The sequence below is a fragment of the Staphylococcus sp. MSU001 genome, from assembly GCF_052976705.1.
Genome location: NZ_JBRIKK010000012.1, coordinates 64,093 through 82,770, shown reverse-complemented (window position 1 = coordinate 82,770; position 18,678 = coordinate 64,093). Strand labels below are relative to the sequence as shown.

The 18,678-nt window shown below is 31.4% G+C and carries 17 protein-coding genes and 6 tRNA genes; 19 read left to right on the top strand and 4 right to left on the bottom strand.

Annotation, left to right across the window (positions count from 1 at the left end):
* Positions 1–11: 11 nt before the first annotated feature.
* The 11 genes from ACVBFA_RS07275 to ACVBFA_RS07225 all read left to right on the top strand — a co-directional run bounded on the left by ACVBFA_RS07275 (position 12) and on the right by ACVBFA_RS07225 (position 7,580).
* Positions 12–86 (top strand) — tRNA-Asn (locus ACVBFA_RS07275).
* Position 87: 1 nt separating this feature from the next.
* Positions 88–159 (top strand) — tRNA-Glu (locus tag ACVBFA_RS07270).
* Between the two features lie 6 nt (positions 160–165).
* A tRNA-Val gene (locus tag ACVBFA_RS07265) sits at positions 166–241 on the top strand.
* Positions 242–257: 16 nt separating this feature from the next.
* Positions 258–341: transfer RNA gene (locus tag ACVBFA_RS07260), tRNA-Tyr, on the top strand.
* Positions 342–345: 4 nt separating this feature from the next.
* Positions 346–420, top strand: a tRNA-Gln gene (locus ACVBFA_RS07255).
* 3 nt (positions 421–423) lie between these two features.
* A tRNA-Lys gene (locus ACVBFA_RS07250) sits at positions 424–496 on the top strand.
* Positions 497–661: 165 nt separating this feature from the next.
* Entirely contained in the window at positions 662–1,471 is an 810-nt protein-coding gene (gene cdaA, locus ACVBFA_RS07245; protein ID WP_002475624.1) for a diadenylate cyclase CdaA, read from the top strand.
* Complete coding sequence (locus ACVBFA_RS07240) at positions 1,472–2,407, top strand: CdaR family protein (protein ID WP_002447826.1); 936 nt, start codon at positions 1,472–1,474, stop codon at positions 2,405–2,407. It abuts the gene before it with no gap.
* 24 nt (positions 2,408–2,431) lie between these two features.
* Positions 2,432–3,787, top strand: coding sequence for a phosphoglucosamine mutase (gene glmM, locus ACVBFA_RS07235; protein WP_002447825.1), 1,356 nt, complete (start codon positions 2,432–2,434; stop codon positions 3,785–3,787).
* 629 nt (positions 3,788–4,416) lie between these two features.
* Positions 4,417–6,222: a glutamine--fructose-6-phosphate transaminase (isomerizing) gene (gene glmS, locus ACVBFA_RS07230; protein ID WP_002475615.1), complete on the top strand. Its 1,806-nt coding sequence runs from the start codon at positions 4,417–4,419 to the stop codon at positions 6,220–6,222.
* A gap of 500 nt (positions 6,223–6,722) precedes the next feature.
* Positions 6,723–7,580: an HAD family hydrolase gene (locus ACVBFA_RS07225; protein WP_002487056.1), complete on the top strand. Its 858-nt coding sequence runs from the start codon at positions 6,723–6,725 to the stop codon at positions 7,578–7,580.
* Positions 7,581–7,898: 318 nt separating this feature from the next.
* On the opposite strand, the gene ACVBFA_RS07220 is transcribed toward ACVBFA_RS07225, so the two are convergent.
* Complete coding sequence (locus ACVBFA_RS07220) at positions 7,899–9,050, bottom strand: YtxH domain-containing protein (RefSeq protein WP_164539709.1); 1,152 nt, start codon at positions 9,048–9,050, stop codon at positions 7,899–7,901.
* 132 nt (positions 9,051–9,182) lie between these two features.
* Between ACVBFA_RS07220 and ACVBFA_RS07215 the strand changes: the two genes are divergently transcribed.
* Positions 9,183–9,914 carry a metallophosphoesterase family protein gene (locus ACVBFA_RS07215; RefSeq protein WP_002475618.1) on the top strand — a complete coding sequence of 244 codons (732 nt, stop codon included), beginning with the start codon at positions 9,183–9,185 and terminating at the stop codon, positions 9,912–9,914.
* Between the two features lie 263 nt (positions 9,915–10,177).
* Here the strand turns inward: ACVBFA_RS07215 and czrB are convergent, their stop codons facing one another.
* Positions 10,178–11,131, bottom strand: coding sequence for a CDF family zinc efflux transporter CzrB (gene czrB / locus ACVBFA_RS07210; RefSeq protein WP_164539708.1), 954 nt, complete (start codon positions 11,129–11,131; stop codon positions 10,178–10,180).
* Positions 11,118–11,459, bottom strand: a complete 342-nt coding sequence (gene czrA, locus ACVBFA_RS07205) for a Zn(II)-responsive metalloregulatory transcriptional repressor CzrA (protein ID WP_002475625.1) — start codon at positions 11,457–11,459, stop codon at positions 11,118–11,120. Before czrA ends, czrB begins: the two co-directional genes overlap by 14 nt.
* 144 nt (positions 11,460–11,603) lie before the next feature.
* Between czrA and ACVBFA_RS07200 the strand changes: the two genes are divergently transcribed.
* The 6 genes from ACVBFA_RS07200 (at position 11,604) to ACVBFA_RS07175 (ending at position 16,961) form a co-directional block, all read left to right on the top strand.
* Positions 11,604–12,260 carry an NAD(P)-binding oxidoreductase gene (locus ACVBFA_RS07200; protein WP_002447817.1) on the top strand — a complete coding sequence of 219 codons (657 nt, stop codon included), beginning with the start codon at positions 11,604–11,606 and terminating at the stop codon, positions 12,258–12,260.
* Between the two features lie 645 nt (positions 12,261–12,905).
* Entirely contained in the window at positions 12,906–13,844 is a 939-nt protein-coding gene (locus ACVBFA_RS07195; RefSeq protein WP_002447815.1) for a type I phosphomannose isomerase catalytic subunit, read from the top strand.
* 55 nt (positions 13,845–13,899) lie between these two features.
* Positions 13,900–14,127, top strand: coding sequence for a hypothetical protein (locus tag ACVBFA_RS07190; RefSeq protein WP_002458728.1), 228 nt, complete (start codon positions 13,900–13,902; stop codon positions 14,125–14,127).
* A gap of 232 nt (positions 14,128–14,359) precedes the next feature.
* The gene (locus ACVBFA_RS07185; protein WP_046044490.1) at positions 14,360–15,736 is read left to right on the top strand and encodes an EVE domain-containing protein; all 1,377 of its coding nucleotides are present in this window, start codon (positions 14,360–14,362) and stop codon (positions 15,734–15,736) included.
* Between the two features lie 180 nt (positions 15,737–15,916).
* Positions 15,917–16,327, top strand: coding sequence for a thiol-disulfide oxidoreductase DCC family protein (locus tag ACVBFA_RS07180; RefSeq protein ID WP_002487070.1), 411 nt, complete (start codon positions 15,917–15,919; stop codon positions 16,325–16,327).
* A 187-nt stretch (positions 16,328–16,514) separates the two neighbouring features.
* The gene (locus ACVBFA_RS07175; RefSeq protein WP_001829900.1) at positions 16,515–16,961 is read left to right on the top strand and encodes a Dps family protein; all 447 of its coding nucleotides are present in this window, start codon (positions 16,515–16,517) and stop codon (positions 16,959–16,961) included.
* A gap of 123 nt (positions 16,962–17,084) precedes the next feature.
* On the opposite strand, the gene deoD is transcribed toward ACVBFA_RS07175, so the two are convergent.
* Complete coding sequence (gene deoD, locus ACVBFA_RS07170; RefSeq protein WP_046044491.1) at positions 17,085–17,795, bottom strand: purine-nucleoside phosphorylase; 711 nt, start codon at positions 17,793–17,795, stop codon at positions 17,085–17,087.
* 206 nt (positions 17,796–18,001) lie between these two features.
* Here deoD and deoC point away from each other — a divergent pair, with 206 nt between their 5' ends.
* Positions 18,002–18,664, top strand: a complete 663-nt coding sequence (deoC, locus tag ACVBFA_RS07165; RefSeq protein WP_002458726.1) for a deoxyribose-phosphate aldolase — start codon at positions 18,002–18,004, stop codon at positions 18,662–18,664.
* The last annotated feature ends 14 nt before the right edge of the window (positions 18,665–18,678 follow it).

Here is an 18,678-nt window from a genome sequence, read left to right as displayed (position 1 = left end):
AATATTACTATTCCGCAGTAGCTCAGTGGTAGAGCTATCGGCTGTTAACCGATCGGTCGTAGGTTCGAATCCTACCTGCGGAGCCATGGCTCCTTGGTCAAGCGGTTAAGACACCGCCCTTTCACGGCGGTAACACGGGTTCGAGTCCCGTAGGAGTCATTTTATGGAGAATTAGCTCAGCTGGGAGAGCATCTGCCTTACAAGCAGAGGGTCGGCGGTTCGAACCCGTCATTCTCCACCATTTAATTAAATACTGCGGAGGGGTAGCGAAGTGGCTAAACGCGGCGGACTGTAAATCCGCTCCTTCGGGTTCGGCAGTTCGAATCTGCCCCCCTCCACCATTCTTGGGCTATAGCCAAGCGGTAAGGCAACGGACTTTGACTCCGTCACGCGCTGGTTCGAATCCAGCTAGCCCAGCCATTAGAGCCATTAGCTCAGTTGGTAGAGCATCTGACTTTTAATCAGAGGGTCAGAGGTTCGAATCCTCTATGGCTCACTTTCTAGACATCTTCAATTGAAGGTGTCTTTTTTTATTTGTTAGAATTTTTTACTTTTATTTCTTATTTAAGAATTTTTATAAAATGTTATTTTGTCGTATGACAGTGTTAATAATGATTGGTATAATAATCAATATGGAAAAGTATTACCCGGAGGAGATGTTATGGATTTTTCCAATTTTTTTCAAAATCTGAGTACTATAAAAATTATTACTAGTCTACTGGATTTACTGATTGTTTGGTATGTGTTGTATCTTCTCATTACAGTTTTTAAAGGTACTAAAGCAATTCAATTATTAAAAGGGATAGTTGTCATTGTTATCGGCCAGCAAATCAGTAAAATTCTTAACTTAACAGCAACATCTAAATTGTTTGATATTGTAATTCAATGGGGTGTTTTAGCTCTCATTGTGATATTTCAACCTGAAATAAGAAGAGCCTTGGAACAATTAGGTAGAGGAAATTTTTTAAAACGATATACGAATACTTATAGTCGCGATGAAGAAAAGTTGATTCAATCTGTATCTAAAGCTGTTCAATATATGGCTAAGCGTCGCATTGGTGCGCTTATTGTTTTTGAAAAAGAGACAGGTTTGCAGGACTATATAGAAACTGGAATACCGATGAATTCTGATATATCTCAAGAGTTACTAACTAATGTATTTATCCCTAATACACCATTACACGATGGTGCAATGATAATTCAAGGAAGTAAGATTGCCGTTGCTGCAAGTTATTTACCATTATCAGATAGTGTTAAAATATCAAAAAGTTTAGGAACTAGACATAGAGCGGCAGTTGGAATTTCAGAAGTTTCTGATGCTTTTACTGTTGTTGTATCTGAAGAAACTGGTGATATATCAGTCACTTTTGATGGAAAATTAAGAAGAGATATTTCAAAAGATGTTTTTGAAGAATTGCTTGCTGAACATTGGTTTGGTGCACACTTTCAAAAGAAAGGTGTGAATTCATAAATGCTTGAAAGTAAATGGGGATTAAGATTTGTCGCTCTCATATTAGCAGTATTTTTCTTTTTATCAGTAAATAATGTATTCGGAAATATATTTAATACAGATGATTTATCACAAAAATCATCCAAAACCATTCAAGATGTGCCCGTTGATGTTATTTATAATAATAAAGACCTACATGTAACTAAAATTCCTGAAAACGTCGATGTTAATTTAACAGGACCACAATCAAAATTAATCAAAATTGAAAACCCTGAAGATTTGAAAGTAGTCGTTGATCTTTCTGGAAAAAAAGCAGGGAAATATCAAAAAAAATATCAAGTTAAAGGCATAGATAGTGGTATCAACTATCAAATTAAACCTGAAGTAGCACACATTAACCTTGAAAATAAAATAACACGAGTTATGCATGTACAACCAGACATTAGTAGTAATAGTTTAGACCCAAAATATAAAATAAGTAAACAAAGTATTTCACCAGAAACTGTTAAAGTGACTGGTGGAGAGCAACAGTTAAAAAATATAGCTTATTTAAAAGCAACCTTTAAAAATTCTAGTAAAGTGAACAAAGATACCAATGATGTTGCAGATGTTAGTGCATTTGATAAACAATTAAATAAATTAAATGTATCAATTAATCCAAATGAGGTTAATTTAAAAGTAACAGTTGAACCATTCAGTAAAATGGTTAAGGTACGTACAAAAACAACGGGTAAGCTTAATGAAAATAAAGAATTAGATAGTGTTAAACTAGAAGATAAAGAAGTAGAAATCTTTGGTAATAGAGATGAATTACAAAATATTAATGAAATTACTGCTGAAGTAGATATTGATGGCATTTCAGAATCTACAGAAAAAACAGTATCATTTAACTTACCTAAAGATGTGACTAAAGTGAATCCAAAGGAAACAAAAGCGTATATAAATGTTAAAAATTGATAGATACAAAAGGAGCGTTTAAAAATGGGAAAATATTTTGGTACTGATGGTGTTCGTGGTGTCGCTAACCAAGAACTCACACCTGAATTGGCTTTTAAACTAGGTAGATACGGAGGATATGTACTCGCACATAACAAAGGTGAAAAGCATCCTCGAGTTTTAGTAGGAAGAGATACAAGAGTATCAGGAGAAATGCTAGAATCTGCATTAATCGCTGGTTTAATTTCAATTGGCGCAGAAGTGATGCGTTTAGGTGTTATCTCAACACCAGGTGTGGCTTATTTGACTAAAGAAATGGAAGCAGCATTAGGTGTTATGATTTCTGCGTCACATAATCCGGTTGCTGATAATGGAATTAAATTTTTTGGTTCAGATGGCTTTAAATTGTCAGATGATCAAGAAAATGAAATTGAGCAATTATTAGATCAAACCAATCCTGATTTACCACGTCCTGTAGGAGAGGATATTGTACATTATTCAGATTATTTTGAAGGTGCACAAAAGTATCTAAGTTATCTTAAATCCACAGTCGATGTAAATTTTGAGGGTCTTAAAATAGTATTAGATGGTGCAAACGGGTCAACTTCTTCTTTAGCCCCATTCTTGTTTGGCGATTTAGAAGCGGATACTGAGACAATAGGATGTAATCCAGATGGTTATAATATTAATGAACAATGTGGCTCTACTCATCCAGAAAAATTAGCTGAAACGGTGTTAGAAACTGGAAGTGACTTTGGTTTAGCTTTTGATGGAGATGGAGATCGCATTATTGCGGTAGATGAAAATGGACAAATTGTAGATGGAGATCAAATTATGTTCATTATTGGTCAAGAAATGTATAAAAACCAAGAACTCAATGGAAATATGATAGTTTCGACAGTTATGAGTAACCTTGGTTTCTACAAAGCTCTAGAAAAAGAAGGTATTCAGTCAAACAAAACTAAAGTGGGAGATCGCTATGTTGTCGAGGAAATGAGAAGAGGAAATTATAATCTTGGTGGTGAACAATCGGGTCATATCGTATTAATGGATTACAATACTACTGGTGATGGATTATTAACGGGTGTTCAATTGGCCTCTGTTATTAAAATGAGTGGTAAAACTCTAAGCGAGTTAGCTTCTCAAATGAAAAAGTATCCACAATCTCTAATTAATGTGAGAGTGACTGACAAATATCGTGTTGAAGAGAATATTCATGTTCAAGAGATAATGACGAAAGTTGAAACCGAGATGAACGGTGAAGGAAGAATTCTTGTTCGACCTTCTGGAACTGAACCTTTAGTACGTGTAATGGTTGAGGCTGCAACTGACGCGGATGCTGAAAGATATGCTCAAAGTATCGCTGACGTTGTTGAAGAAAAAATGGGTTTAGATAAATAATATTTTCATGTTTAAATTCATATATAACAGATTTATGATGTTACTATCATAAATCTGTTTTTTTAAAACAGAATTTTATCTTTTAAAAAGATTTGAAAAATATATTTTTTTATTTTGAGAATAATTCGCTGATGTATCTATTCAGAACTATTACTATTTATAAAAAATACTGTTAAATCGTTTGCAAATTAATTCGTTATCAGTGTACAATAAATATTAATGGAAAGGAGGAAAGTCTAGGTTATTAATAATTAAAGCGCCTGTGCAAAATGCTTAAATAGTTGTTAAGTATTAAAAGTAAAATAGTAGAGCTTTTATAGATAATTATTTGGCTTTTGTAGACGAGGAGGATAGTGATCGAATCAGATCGGCGGATGCTATCCCGGATGTGGCACATTCGTTAGCTTATTAAGTAAATCATTAAGGTGACTTAGTGGACAAAGTTAATAAGATCGCCAAACTAAATAAATTATTTTGGGAAACTACGGATAGCGTGTATAAAATTCATATAATAGCACGCTTATTTCATGATGTAATCGTTAATAATAATTATGATAGGGGATTATCAAATTTAACCAGTGATAATTAATCATAATAGCCGTGTTATCCCATTTGTTGGAGGATATTATATGTGTGGAATTGTAGGTTATATTGGCTACGATAATGCCAAAGAATTACTATTAAAAGGGTTAGAAAAATTAGAATATCGTGGTTATGACTCAGCAGGTATTGCTGTAGTTAATGATGATGGTACAAAACTTTTTAAAGAAAAGGGAAGAATTGCTGAATTACGTAAAGTTGCAGATAATAGTGATGAGGATGGTACGTTAGGAATTGGTCATACACGTTGGGCGACACATGGTGTTCCAAATTATGAAAATTCACACCCACATCAGTCAACATCTGGACGTTTTACATTAGTTCATAATGGTGTAATTGAAAATTACGAAGAATTAAAAGCTGAATATTTATCTGATGTCACTTTTTCATCAGAAACTGATACGGAAGTTATCGTACAATTAGTAGATTATTTTTCTAAGCAAGGATTAGCTACAGAAGATGCATTTACAAAAGTAGTTAAATTATTAAATGGGTCATATGCTTTAGGACTATTAGATGATAATGATAAAGATACTATTTATGTGGCTAAAAACAAGTCTCCGCTTTTAGTAGGTGTAGGTGAAGGTTTCAATGTTATTGCTTCTGATGCTCTAGCAATGTTACAAACTACAAATCAATACAAAGAGATACATGACCATGAAATAGTTATCGTTAAGCGAGACACAGTAGAAATTAAAGATCTTGAGGGGCATATTCAACAACGTGATACGTATACGGCAGAAATAGATGCTGCTGATGCAGAAAAAGGCGTATATGATCATTACATGTTAAAAGAAATTCATGAACAGCCTGCAGTGATGCGTCGTATAATTCAAGAATATCAAGATGAAAAAGGTAATTTAAAAATCGATGCAGAGATTATTAATGATGTAGCAGATGCTGATCGTATTTACATCGTTGCAGCTGGTACTAGTTATCATGCTGGATTGGTTGGTAAAGAATTTATTGAAAAATGGGCAGGTGTACCTACTGAGGTTCATGTAGCTTCTGAATTTGTATATAATATGCCACTTCTTTCTGAAAAACCACTATTTATTTATATTTCACAATCTGGTGAAACAGCTGATAGTCGTGCTGTTTTAGTTGAAACAAATAAATTAGGTCACAAATCATTAACAATTACTAATGTTGCTGGCTCAACATTATCACGTGAAGCGGATCATACATTACTTTTACATGCTGGACCTGAGATTGCAGTCGCATCTACAAAAGCATATACAGCGCAAATTGCTGTTTTATCTATCTTATCTCAAATTGTTGCTAAATATCATGGTCGTGAAACCGATGTTGATTTATTAAGAGAACTTGCTAAGGTTACTACTGCTATAGAAACAATTGTTGACGATGCACCTAAGATGGAGCAAATTGCAACGGATTTCTTAAAAACTACTCGTAATGCATTCTTCATTGGAAGAACAATTGATTATAATGTTAGTTTAGAAGGTGCATTAAAATTAAAAGAAATTTCTTATATTCAAGCTGAAGGATTTGCAGGTGGGGAATTAAAGCACGGAACAATCGCTTTGATTGAAGATGGCACACCTGTCATAGGTTTAGCTACCCAAGAAAACGTTAATCTATCAATTCGTGGAAATATGAAAGAAGTAGTAGCACGTGGTGCATATCCTTGTATGATTTCAATGGAAGGTTTGAATAAAGAAGGAGACACATACGTGATTCCACAAGTACATGAATTATTAACTCCATTAGTATCTGTAGTGACAATGCAATTAATCTCATATTATGCTGCATTACAACGAGATTTGGATGTGGATAAACCTCGTAACCTAGCCAAATCGGTTACAGTAGAGTAAAATGTTTATAATTTAGAGTAGCCTAAGTGGCTACTCTTTATTTTTTGAATTAATTTTAGAATTATGCTTCAATTAATTTTAACTAAGCGTTTAATGCCGTTGGTTAAGGACTTTAATGAGGTACCCTAAATTATTAATATTGGATGAACCTACAACTGGATTGGATTTTATATAAAGAGGCAACTATTTAAAACATTAGGTAAGCATATTTTAAATGATTCACAACTTTCTGTCATACATGTAACGCATATACATATAATAGAAGAAATGCCGTTATTTGTGAAAAAGTTTTACTTAAAGACATTTACATATTTAACAAGGGTAATATTAAAGATATTATGAGACCCTTATCGTATAACAAATTTTTTGGGAGAGATGTCATTGTAAATAAAAGAAGACGACAATATAGTATGTTCAAAGTGTAATCAAAGCCGTTGCACTTTAGTATGATAAGTGACACAATTTAAGTGTATAAGTTAGAGTCTTGAATGGAGGATAATATGAAAAATATAAAAGCAATTTTTTTAGATATGGATGGAACGATATTACATGAAAATAATAAAGCCTCGGAATATACTAAACAAGTGATTAATCAATTGAGAGAACAAAATTATAAAGTTTTCCTTGCTACTGGGAGATCTTATTCAGAAATCAGTCAACTTGTTCCAAATGGATTCACTGTAGATGGTATTATCAGTTCGAATGGAACTTCAGGTGAAATTCATGGAGATAATTTGTTTAGACATAGTTTAACTTTAAAACAAGTACAGAAAATTGTGGAATTGGCTAAAAAACAACATATTTATTATGAAGTTTTTCCTTTTGAAAGTGATCGCATATCTCTTAAAGAAGATGAAGATTGGATGAAAGAAATGATTTCCACTATAGAGCCACCTGACGCTGTAAGTCAAAGTGAGTGGTCATCGAGAAGAGAAGCAATTAAAGGAAAAATAGATTGGCAAGATACCTTACCTGATGCACACTTTTCTAAAATATATTTATTCAGTCCCAAATTAGATAAAATAACTGATTTTCGCAATCATCTTGTTGAAAATCAAACAAATTTAGGTATTACCGTATCTAATTCTTCGCGTTATAATGCTGAAACGATGCCATATCATACTGATAAAGGTACAGGTATCAAGGAAATGATTGATCACTATGGTATTCAGCAAGAAGAAACTTTAGTTATTGGTGATAGTGATAATGATAGAGCTATGTTTAATTTTGGCCACCACACTGTTGCAATGAAAAATGCAAGACAAGAAATTAAAAATCTTACAGATGATATTACCGAATACACGAACGAAGAAGATGGTGCAGCACATTACTTAAAAACTCATTTATTAGATAACTAGTCTTCAAGTCAGTATCTTGTTATTAAACGGTCGGTTACGATAGTTTATATCAGTAAAAATTTTGAATTTATAAAATAGGCAAATGGACACTTTCATATTTAATCATGAAAGTGTCCATTTTTGATTTAAATTATATGCCTATCAACTGGTTCATTATGATTATTTAAATTATATGCTTGAGCATTAATAAAATATTAAAGAGGATTTTCACAAAAATATATTTACAATATAAAAAGCCCAACATGAAAGATTATTAAAATTTCATGTTGGGCAAAATACTTTAAATTTAAATTAATAAGGTAATCTAAAGACAATCAACTATTTCTTATCAAATAGATTTTTAGATTGTTCTGTAACATTTTCTTTATTTTCATTTACTTTTTCTTTGATGGAATCATCTATGTTATTTTTTTGGCTATCAGTTTTTTCTTGTTGTACATGTGTTTGTTGATCTTTCATTTTATCTACTTCTGTATCTTTTGAATCGGAAGCATTCAATGTAGTATCTACTTTGTCGTTTACAGTATCTTTGTTATTATTTTTATTTTTATGACGTCTTTTGCTTTTGACTGGTTGGTCACCACGTTTAACGAAATAATTAATAATTCCAAAAATCAAAATGTAATAAAGACATAAACGTAATACTATAGATACGATTCTAGCTATAATAATAATAGTTTGAGCCACCATTTGAGACATACTGCTTGTTAAGTATTGTACACCGAATAATAGTGGTTTGTTTATAATACTTGCAAGTAAACTGATAAGTAATACGCCAATGAAAAATTTAAACCAAGTTTTCTTACCGTTTTTAATACCTTTAAATCCTTCTTTTAGATTACTCATTACTTTACGAGATGAATCTTCTGTATAAGCAGTAGTATAATTAATAATGAATATAATTACAAACCAATAGAAAATTGATGAAATGAAACCTGTTATGAGTAACAACACAATTTGTATTGTGATTAAAATTCCCATTGGATTTTCGTAGCCACTTATTGATTGTTGTAAGCCAATAAATAATGGGCTAAGAGCTAAATTATATAATTTATTTAATAGCATTAGAATAAGTACGATTATAATAAACAGAACTAAAGTTATTAAAGCTAAGATTACTGATTTAGCATATTTGCCTTTTTTAAAAGCAAAAAATAAATCACTAAAGAGAACTTTCTCTTTATTAATAGCTTTTTGAATTGCATATACTGTACCAGTTATCAATGGGTAACCTACAAAAATAAATAATAAAGCTAAAATGAGTAAAATAAAAATAATAGATATAATAGGTTTTGTAGTAGGTTCACCGAGTTGAGCTAACATGGGTAACCTTTGGGCTCTTAATATAACTAATGAGAATGCAATATTAGAAGTAATATAGCAAATGACAAAAGTTAGTAATGAGATTAGTATTAACTTTAGATTATGTGGTTTTGCTTTTTGAAATCCGGATTTATAATAATTAAACAAATTTTAAGCACTCCTTTTTTTTCATATAAATACAATATCAAAATTCTAATAAATTTTAAATTAATATCTAACATAATAGAGCACAAAATGTTAGAATATGCTAATAAGATAACATTGAAGGGAGATAATATCATGAAATTTGCTGTTATCACTGATATTCATGGAAACTTTGATGCGCTTCAAACTGTTTTAGATGATATTGATAGTAGAGATGATATTGAAAAAATTTATAACCTAGGTGATAACATAGGGATTGGACATGAGACAAATAAAGTACTGGATACTATATTTGACCGAGATGATATGGAAATGATCGCAGGTAATCATGATGAAGCTATTATGTCACTCGTCAATGGAACACCTTATCCTGAAGATTTAAAAGGGAAGTTTTATGAGCATCATCAATGGATTGAAGGACATTTAGATGAGTCCTATTACGATGAAATTAATCAATTGCCAAGATATATTGAAATGACCGTAAAAGGGAAAAAGATTTTATTTATTCATTATGAAATTGAAAATGATAAAATCTCAGCTCCCATTGATGAACAACCTTTTGCGCCTATTACAAAAGATGACGAACAAGCTATTTCTAAATTATTTAAAGATAAAGAAGCCGATTTAATTTTATTTGGACATAACCATAGATTGCATATGTTTGATGATAAATCTACAGTATATTTTAATCCTGGATCAGTAGGTTTGAACAACGGTTCTAACACCGTATATGGTATTATTACCGTTAATGAAAAAGGAATTTCAGTAGAAAGAGTGAAATTAGCGTACAATAATGAAGAATTTTTAGCAGGTTTTGAAGAAAAGCAAGTACCAGCTAGAGAATTTATATTTAAGAATTTCATTTAAAGTAATATGTTTATATGTGAAAAAGTAAATATTGAGATAGATTCATCTGAAATTTGTAACACCTATTGAAAATTTTTAGAGCGTGGGAACATAAACTGATGTCCCACGCTCTAAATATATATAGGATGATTGAAATGGAGTTCTACTCACATCAACTCTCTTTTAAATTAAGATATGATTTTTAGGTTGAGTCTTTGAATGCAATAGAACCTTCAATCTACATCTTTATTTATAATCAAAAAGGATTGTTAGAAATAAACGCTCTAATGAGAGTGCTCATATATACCTGAGCATAATGTTGATTCGTCGTGTTTGTGTTCTGGTGTTTCAAGTTGTATTGTCATATGCTGAATATTTAATTGCAATAGGTCACTTTCGATTGACTTTAGCATTGTTTCACACGTTTGAACTGATAAATATTCTGGTACAACTGCATGACAACTTAATGCATTCATATCATTTGAAATGGTCCATACATGACAATCATGTACATTTTGAATTCTTTCATCTTTACTAATTGCTTTAATTACAGCATTTAAATCTATATTGTTAGGCGTTCCTTCCATCAATATGTTAAGGGATGATTTAGAAATGCCGTAAGCATTTTTTAAAATAATTAACGAAACTAAAATACTGGCTAAAGGATCCGCTAATGTAAAATTAAAACCCCAAATTAAGAGAGAAGCAACGATTGCACCAACAGAGCCGAACAAGTCTCCAAGTACATGTAAAAATGCGCCTCGCATATTAAGGTTGTGAGAGGTATCTCCTCCTTTAAACATGAGTATCGCTACAATGATATTTACCATAAGACCAATCACACTAATGATGAACATTTCCTTCGATTGAACCTCAGGAGGTTCTAAAAATCTTCGTATCGCTTCGATTATTATAATAATACTAATGATAAATAGGGTAACTCCGTTGAAAAGTGCTGCTAGAATCTCAAAACGTTTGTAACCATATGTTTTACTTTTGGTAGCATGCTTTTCAGCATATATAAAAGCTATAAGAGCTACTCCTAAGGATATGGCATCACTTAGCATGTGAAAACCATCAGACAATAATGCTAGACTATTTGCCAAGAACCCACCTATAATTTCTACAAGCATGAAGAGACTAATAATAATAAAAGAAAACATGAGTACTTTCTTATTATCTGTATGAACGTGTCCGTGTGCATGAGAATGATGATGTTGATGATTATGATTTGTCATTAGAAATTCCACCTTCACTAGGATGTTTGGCGTGGTGAATAGCTTGTTTAAGTAAAGTTGAAACGTGTCTATCATCTATAGAATAAATCATTGATTGACCTTGTCTTTTAGATTTAACAAGATGAGTGCTTTTAAGTAGTTTCAATTGATGTGATACATTTGACTGAGTCATATTTAAAGAATGTGAAATATGTCCAACACTTGCTTCACCGTTTTCAAGAAACTCCATAATTCTGACACGATTAAAATCACTTAAAGCTTTGAAAATATGAGTGACTTTAATCAATATATCCTGATTGCTTTCATCGTTAATATGATATCCACTCATTGTAAATTCACACTCCAACATATGAATATTTGTTCATATATTAATATAATGAGAATATTGAAGTATGTCAATGATACACTAACGTTTAGTATTCTCTTGAAGTGGTAAATACAAAATACAATTTTTTGAAGGAGGACGTTTGAAATGAGTATTTTAGTTATTGGAGCAAATGGTGGCGTAGGTTCTAAACTAGTAAGTCAATTAAATGAAGAACACGTTGATTTTACAGCTGGTGTGCGTAAGGAAGATCAAGTTAAAGAATTAGAAAATAAAGGAATTAAAGCTACTTTAATAGATGTAGAAAAAAATAGTATTGATGATTTAAAAAATATCTTTACAGATTATGATAAAGTCATCTTTTCGGTTGGATCTGGAGGAAGCACTGGAGCGGATAAAACAATCATTGTTGATTTAGATGGTGCTGTAAAAACAATTAAAGCTAGTAAAGAAGCGGGTATCAAACATTACGTTATGGTATCAACGTACGATTCTAGACGTGAAGCATTCGATGCGAGTGGAGATTTAAAACCGTATACAATTGCAAAGCATTATGCTGATGATTACTTAAGAACATCAAATCTTAATTATACAATTGTACATCCAGGTTCACTTACAGATGATGCTGGAACTGGAAAAATAGAAGCTGATTTATATTTCGACAAACCAGGATCAATTCCACGTGAAGATGTTGCTACAGTTTTAAAAGAAGTAGTAACTTCTGATGGTTTTAATAATCAAGAATTCCAAATTTTAAGTGGCAATCATGATGTTAAAGATGCATTGAAAAACTATGAATCTTAACATTTAAAATTAAGTACGTATTAAAAATTATTTGTCATTTTTAAAACAATTTGATGCAAAATTCATTCTCTATTATCGATAGAATTGTTGTAGTTTGCTTTTAAATACTTCAATTTCTAATCAGTATTTGAGGGGGGGCAAGATAAGAAAATCAAAAAGTCTTATCTTGTTCCCTTTTTATATTAAACGTTAAATATTTCAATGAGTATAATTACACTCATTGTTCTGCTTTTAAATGAACTTGAAAAGAGAGAAATGCTGGATTCTATTGAAGCCAATTTAACGCTTTGTTATTTTAAGGCGTCATTTACAGAAAATAATGGTATAGTAATGAATAAAGCGCTTTATTAGAATAGTAAAAATGATGCTATTCAATTTATTATGCAGTTGATATAATATGTAAGAATCCTACGTCAAATGGACACAGGATACAAAGTGTATAAAATGATAGTATATTCATATAGTAGTTTGTGAAATAATCATATATGCTACACTCAAAACGAGTGAGAAAGAGAGCTAGCTTCAAATACATATCTTAAAAGAAGAGCTATGTTGTATCAAAAGTATTTTTATTATTTAACATTGTGTGATATTCAAGCATAGATAATGATTAAAGTTTAGGCTTTTAATAATGGAGGTGTGAACATGCCGTTATTTTTAAAACCCATTTTTCTCGATAAAGTATGGGGCAGTGATAATCTTCGCCAATTTGGGTATCAACTACCTAATAATCATATAGGTGAATGTTGGGGAATTTCAGCACATCCACATGGCAAAAGTGTGATTGAAAATGGTATATTTGCTGGTCAAACATTGGATCAAGTATGGAACAATCATAGAGAAATGTTTGGAGATTTTCCAAGTAAAGATTTTCCGTTAATGGCTAAAATTGTAGATGCTGCTGCGCCATTGTCTATTCATGTACATCCGGACGATTCTTATGCATATGAACACGAAGAAGGTCAATATGGAAAATCTGAATGTTGGTACATCATTGAAGCTGATGAAGGTGCAAAGATTACTATAGGTACGTATGCGAAATCTCGTGATGAATTTGAAGAGCAATTGAAGCAAGGTACATTTGAAAAACATTTGAGAACAATACAAGTGCAACCAGGAGATTTTTACTTTATACCAGCTGGAACGATACATTCCATAGGTGCAGGCATTATGGCGTATGAAGTCATGCAATCATCAGATATTTCATATAGAATTTATGATTATCATAGAAAAACAGACAATAGTGAGGAACGTGAATTAAATATAGATAAGGCATTAGATGTTATTAATTATTCAAATGAACTACCTAATATCACTCCTCAAAATGAAGTGATAGAAAATCACAATTGTACACATATTGTATCGAGTGATTTTTTTACTATGGTTAAGTGGGATATTTCTGGTACTCTAAATTATATGAAGCCTAGAGAATTTTGTCTTGTTTCTGTTTTAGATGGACAAGGTAAACTTATTGTAGATGGTGATATATATGAAATATCTACAGGTTCAAACTTTGTGTTAACTTCTGAAGATTTAGATAGTGTTTTCGAAGGAGATTTCAAACTAATCATTAGTTACATTTAATAAGTATAAAAAAATATACCAATTTAAGTATAGGTGATATAAGGAGAGAGGCTTTGTGAAGCAATTTTTATATATTTCTCTAGTTTGTGGCATTATTTCAGGAGCAGGTATATTTTTACAATTACCGCATTATCCATCTATGATGATTCCAAGATTTGTGGCGATTCTTGGAATAATTAGCGCTGCAATCACAATAAGAGATAAGGAAATAAGTGGTATGCTTAAACTTGGTGGAATAATGATTAATATAATGCCGTTACTTGGGAGTGTCATTGCTAAATGAAAGATGACGATATGCAAGTGTCTAACGATGATACTTGCATTTTTAATTTTTAAAAGCAACTTTTAATGATAAGTGTTGTTTAGAATAGTGAATGATATTATGATAAAATTAATAAAAATATTTAATAATAATGATGATCACATTAAAGTGATTACTGATGAGACCCATGGTTGTTTAGAGTGAATGATATGAAAATAGAACATAAATTAATTTTAGGATAAGGAGCATTATAATGACTGAGGAAATTAACTATTTTTGGCTTAATTGTGGTTACAATAGATGGAATCATAATGAACCATTAGTGGGACAGACAGCGTTATTTGAATCTGGCGCACATTTTAATCCTACACAAGGATATAGAGCATTTAAAAAAGCTAAAGCTGGAGATCAAGTGATTTTCTATCAAGTACAAACAGATTCTGGTCTTTTAGGTATAGGTGAAATTATAAGTGTGCAATCCGGTGCTCAAAATAAAATAAGAGTAGAATTTAAATTTAAAGAAACGCTAAAACCACTTACAACTGATTATCTTAAAAGAAGTGAAGTACTCGATTTTCGTATGAGTAACATGAGAGAAACACTTTTCAACCAAATCAGAGAGTCAGAATTTGAGTTAATAGTTAGTTTAGGTAAAGGAAAATCAAAAATTCCTCGATATTTTTTATTAGCAGAAACAGAAGCGTTTGAACCTGGTAAAAACTATACTATATTTACTCATACATTTAATGGAATCAAAAGGAATGGTTATCATTTTTACACTCAACTAGAGGTAGGTGATAACATTATTATATATAATAAATATCAAAATCAATCGGTTATCGGTATTGGCGAAGTATCAAAGCATTTACATGAGAAACCACCTATACCAGGTCGAACGAATAGTACAGCTATTGAAATTTTTTATGAGAAAGATATCAAGCCCATTTCATTAGGTCATTTGAATAAACATCCTAAATTGAAGAATTTGTATTTCTTACAAGAAAATGCGAAACAGTCAATAGCAAGTATGTCACAAGCTCAATACGATGCCATTTTGGACATGAGTATGAATAATGGTATTAAACATCCTTTTGAAACAGTAAAAAAAGCAGAACTATCAACTCAAAATGCTGAAGATGATAGTTTAAAACCTTTTGTATTATTAGTTGTTGAGCAAAAAGGAGAAGGCTTAAAGGCTGCCGAAGAATTACTCCAAAAAACTAATGCAAACCCTGTGATTACAAGTGGACATCCAGATTTTACTGAAGATATGCTTTATGGTAAATATTTACCAAATGAGTCAGGAGCGCTATATTATCGTGAAGGATTCATTACACACCTAATGCCTAAGAAAGATAAAAGTTATTTAGTCATTGATAACTTCAATCGCATCGATGTGGATATTTTCCAAACATATATTAATGTACTTGAAGGCTATGAAGTGACATTACCAAGATATAATAAAGATGGAAGCATGATTAAGTGGTCAAAAAATAAAGATTCTTTTTATCATTTTAATCCTAATTGGCATATTGTTGGTATTACATATGACTCTATAGAAAAAATTAAGCAAAAATATTCGTCACAGTTTTTAAAATATACGCGTATCGTCAAAGTGAATCATGACTAATCGTGTAATCAGTCGTATGAAGAACACATAACTGATTCATTTTATAAAGTAGATTATAACTATACATTTCCTAGTGATTTAAACCTTATTAAGTTAGAATGATGTTAACTTAATAAGGTTTATTTATTATACCTAAATGGGAATATAAATAATTAAGCAATGAAAAAGGAGTGTATACACATGCCAATAATTTATTATGATGGAAATTGTGTTTATTGTTATAACTATGCAATTTGGTTAATTCAAAATGGACTTTCACATAAATATGAGTTTGCAACAATTAAAGGTCAAATAGGTAAACAATTTTTTGAAAATTATCCTGATGCTCAAAATAAGAATAGTGTTATTCTTCAAAAAGGGAATCATTTAGAATTTGAATCACAGGCTGTTGCAACATTGATATCGTCACTACCTAATCACTCTAAATTTCTTGGAATAGGATTAAGATTAATTCCTAAACCATTAAGAGATTTAGGATATCGATTATTTGCAAATAATCGAGATAAAATGTGGAAAACACATTGGCACAAGCCAACTGATTATGAAAAATCATTTTTTCTTGATGATAATGAAAGAATCAAACTAACCTAATTGATAAAATATGATTTAATTGATAATAAAAGAAGATGAACAAGCTCAAAATTAAAATCATTTAGACAGATGCTTTGAGAAATTAAAGTGATATTTATTTTGTCTCTTAGTGTTATTTTACTTTACAAATTAGAATTATTATAATATAATAACTATTGTAAAAATGAGGTTCGAAGGAGTGTTTGATATGAGTCAACAACAAGATGTAGTCAAAGAATTAAATCAACAAGTCGCAAACTGGACGGTAGCTTATACAAAGTTGCATAATTTCCATTGGTACGTTAAAGGCCCTAATTTCTTTTCTTTACACACAAAATTCGAAGAATTATACAATGAAGCTAGTCAATATGTTGATGATTTAGCAGAAAGAATTTTGGCAATAGGTGGTAATCCAATAGGAACACTTTCCGAGTGTTTAGATAAATCAATAGTAAATGAAGCAGGAAAACATTATTCAGCTGAAGAAATGGTAGAAGAATTGTCTAAAGATTTTTCTAAAATCTCTAAACAATTAGAACAAGCAATTGAAGTGGCTGGAAGCGCTAGTGATGACGTTTCAGAAGATATGTTTATCGGCATGCAAACTTCAGTTGATAAGCATAATTGGATGCTACAATCTTATTTAGGTCATTAATTTTTAGTAACTTACATTTTAATTTTAAATTGACGATCTCAAATATTTTTAGTGTAGCTATTAGAAAAGAGTGGGACGACAAACGCATTGAATGTTTGTCATCCCACTCTATTTTTATATTTTCTATTCAGCTATTTCGAGTGCTATTTCCATCATTTGAGTAAATGATGTTTGTCTCTCTTCTGCACTAGTGGCTTCATCTCTTAGAATATGATCACTCACTGTAAAAATACCTAAAGCCTTTTTATTTGCATGGATGGCATTTAAATATAAACCTGCAGACTCCATTTCGATACCTAAGATACCCATTTTTTTCCATGAATCATTAAAAGTTGAATCAGCATTATAAAATGTATCAGATGACAAAACGTTACCTACGTGCGATACGGCACCAATTTCATCAGCAGTTTTCTTAGCTTTAGCTACTAGATTAAAATCAGCAATAGGTGCAAAGTGACCTGGTATATTAAATTGATCAACATAATTTGAGTTTGTAGAAGCGGCTTGTGCAATAATCACATCATATAAATTGACATCTTCTTGAAGAGCGCCACACGAACCTACGCGAATGATTGTATCCACATCAAAGAAATGGTAAAGTTCATAAGAATAAATGCCAATACTTGGAATCCCCATTCCAGACCCCATTACAGAAACTTCTTTGCCTTTATAAGTTCCAGTGTAACCAAACATATTACGTACGGTATTGAATTGTTCAACATTTTCTAAAAAATTTTCAGCAATATATTGAGCACGTAATGGATCGCCTGGCATTAATACAGTTTTAGCTATTTTAACTCCGTTTGGGTTAATGTGAGGTGTACTTTCTGTCATAATATATCTTCTCCTTAATAGTCAGTTCGCAATATCATTATAACCGTTATATTACCATTTTAAGATAACATTTGTTTATCTTTTTTGCGAATTTTTGTACTATATAATTAAAGGTAAATATGTTTTGTTTTTTAAAGATATATTAAAGTTATGTGAAGATTTAATATTCTGAGATAGTAATAAACTAAAAACATGGAGGAAAAATGATGAATAAAGCAAAATTAATAGACCATACATTATTAAAACCTGATTCAACAAAGGAACAAATTGATACTATTATAAATGAAGCAAAAGCATATCAGTTTAAGTCTGTATGTGTGAACCCTACACATGTACAATATGCATCTGAACAACTTAAAGGAACTGATGTTTTAGTGTGTACTGTTATTGGATTTCCACTAGGTGCAACAACTACAGCAGTTAAATCTTATGAAACAAAAGATGCGATTAATAATGGCGCTCAAGAGATTGATATGGTGATAAACATTGGAGCACTTAAGGATGGTCGTTTTGATGAAGTGCAAAATGATATCGAAGCCGTCGTTCAAGCAGCCAATGGTAAAACAGTTAAGGTCATTATTGAGACTGTTTTATTAACTGAGAAAGAAAAGATTAAAGCATGTCAATTATCTGAAGCGGCAGGTGCACATTTTGTTAAAACATCCACAGGTTTTGCTGGTGGGGGTGCTACAGTTGAAGATGTAAAATTAATGAAAGATACTGTTGGTGATCGTTTAGAAGTGAAAGCTTCAGGTGGCGTGAGAAATCTAGAAGATTTTAACAATATGATTGAGGCGGGTGCTACACGCATTGGTGCTAGTGCCGGCGTGCAAATTATTCAAGGACTTGAGTCAAATACTGATTACTAATACTAAATTTATTG

Coding starts and splice junctions, on each gene's coding strand:
- ACVBFA_RS07200 (WP_002447817.1), top strand. CDS start 11,604: ATGAGTATTTTAGTTATTGGAGCAAATGGTGGCGTAGGTTCTAAACTA.
- ACVBFA_RS07215 (WP_002475618.1), top strand. CDS start 9,183: ATGAAATTTGCTGTTATCACTGATATTCATGGAAACTTTGATGCGCTT.
- ACVBFA_RS07180 (WP_002487070.1), top strand. CDS start 15,917: ATGCCAATAATTTATTATGATGGAAATTGTGTTTATTGTTATAACTAT.
- glmS (WP_002475615.1), top strand. CDS start 4,417: ATGTGTGGAATTGTAGGTTATATTGGCTACGATAATGCCAAAGAATTA.
- cdaA (WP_002475624.1), top strand. CDS start 662: ATGGATTTTTCCAATTTTTTTCAAAATCTGAGTACTATAAAAATTATT.
- czrA (WP_002475625.1), bottom strand. CDS start 11,459: ATGAGTGGATATCATATTAACGATGAAAGCAATCAGGATATATTGATT.
- ACVBFA_RS07225 (WP_002487056.1), top strand. CDS start 6,723: ATGAAAAATATAAAAGCAATTTTTTTAGATATGGATGGAACGATATTA.
- glmM (WP_002447825.1), top strand. CDS start 2,432: ATGGGAAAATATTTTGGTACTGATGGTGTTCGTGGTGTCGCTAACCAA.
- ACVBFA_RS07175 (WP_001829900.1), top strand. CDS start 16,515: ATGAGTCAACAACAAGATGTAGTCAAAGAATTAAATCAACAAGTCGCA.
- deoC (WP_002458726.1), top strand. CDS start 18,002: ATGAATAAAGCAAAATTAATAGACCATACATTATTAAAACCTGATTCA.
- deoD (WP_046044491.1), bottom strand. CDS start 17,795: ATGACAGAAAGTACACCTCACATTAACCCAAACGGAGTTAAAATAGCT.
- ACVBFA_RS07240 (WP_002447826.1), top strand. CDS start 1,472: ATGCTTGAAAGTAAATGGGGATTAAGATTTGTCGCTCTCATATTAGCA.
- ACVBFA_RS07195 (WP_002447815.1), top strand. CDS start 12,906: ATGCCGTTATTTTTAAAACCCATTTTTCTCGATAAAGTATGGGGCAGT.
- ACVBFA_RS07185 (WP_046044490.1), top strand. CDS start 14,360: ATGACTGAGGAAATTAACTATTTTTGGCTTAATTGTGGTTACAATAGA.
- czrB (WP_164539708.1), bottom strand. CDS start 11,131: ATGACAAATCATAATCATCAACATCATCATTCTCATGCACACGGACAC.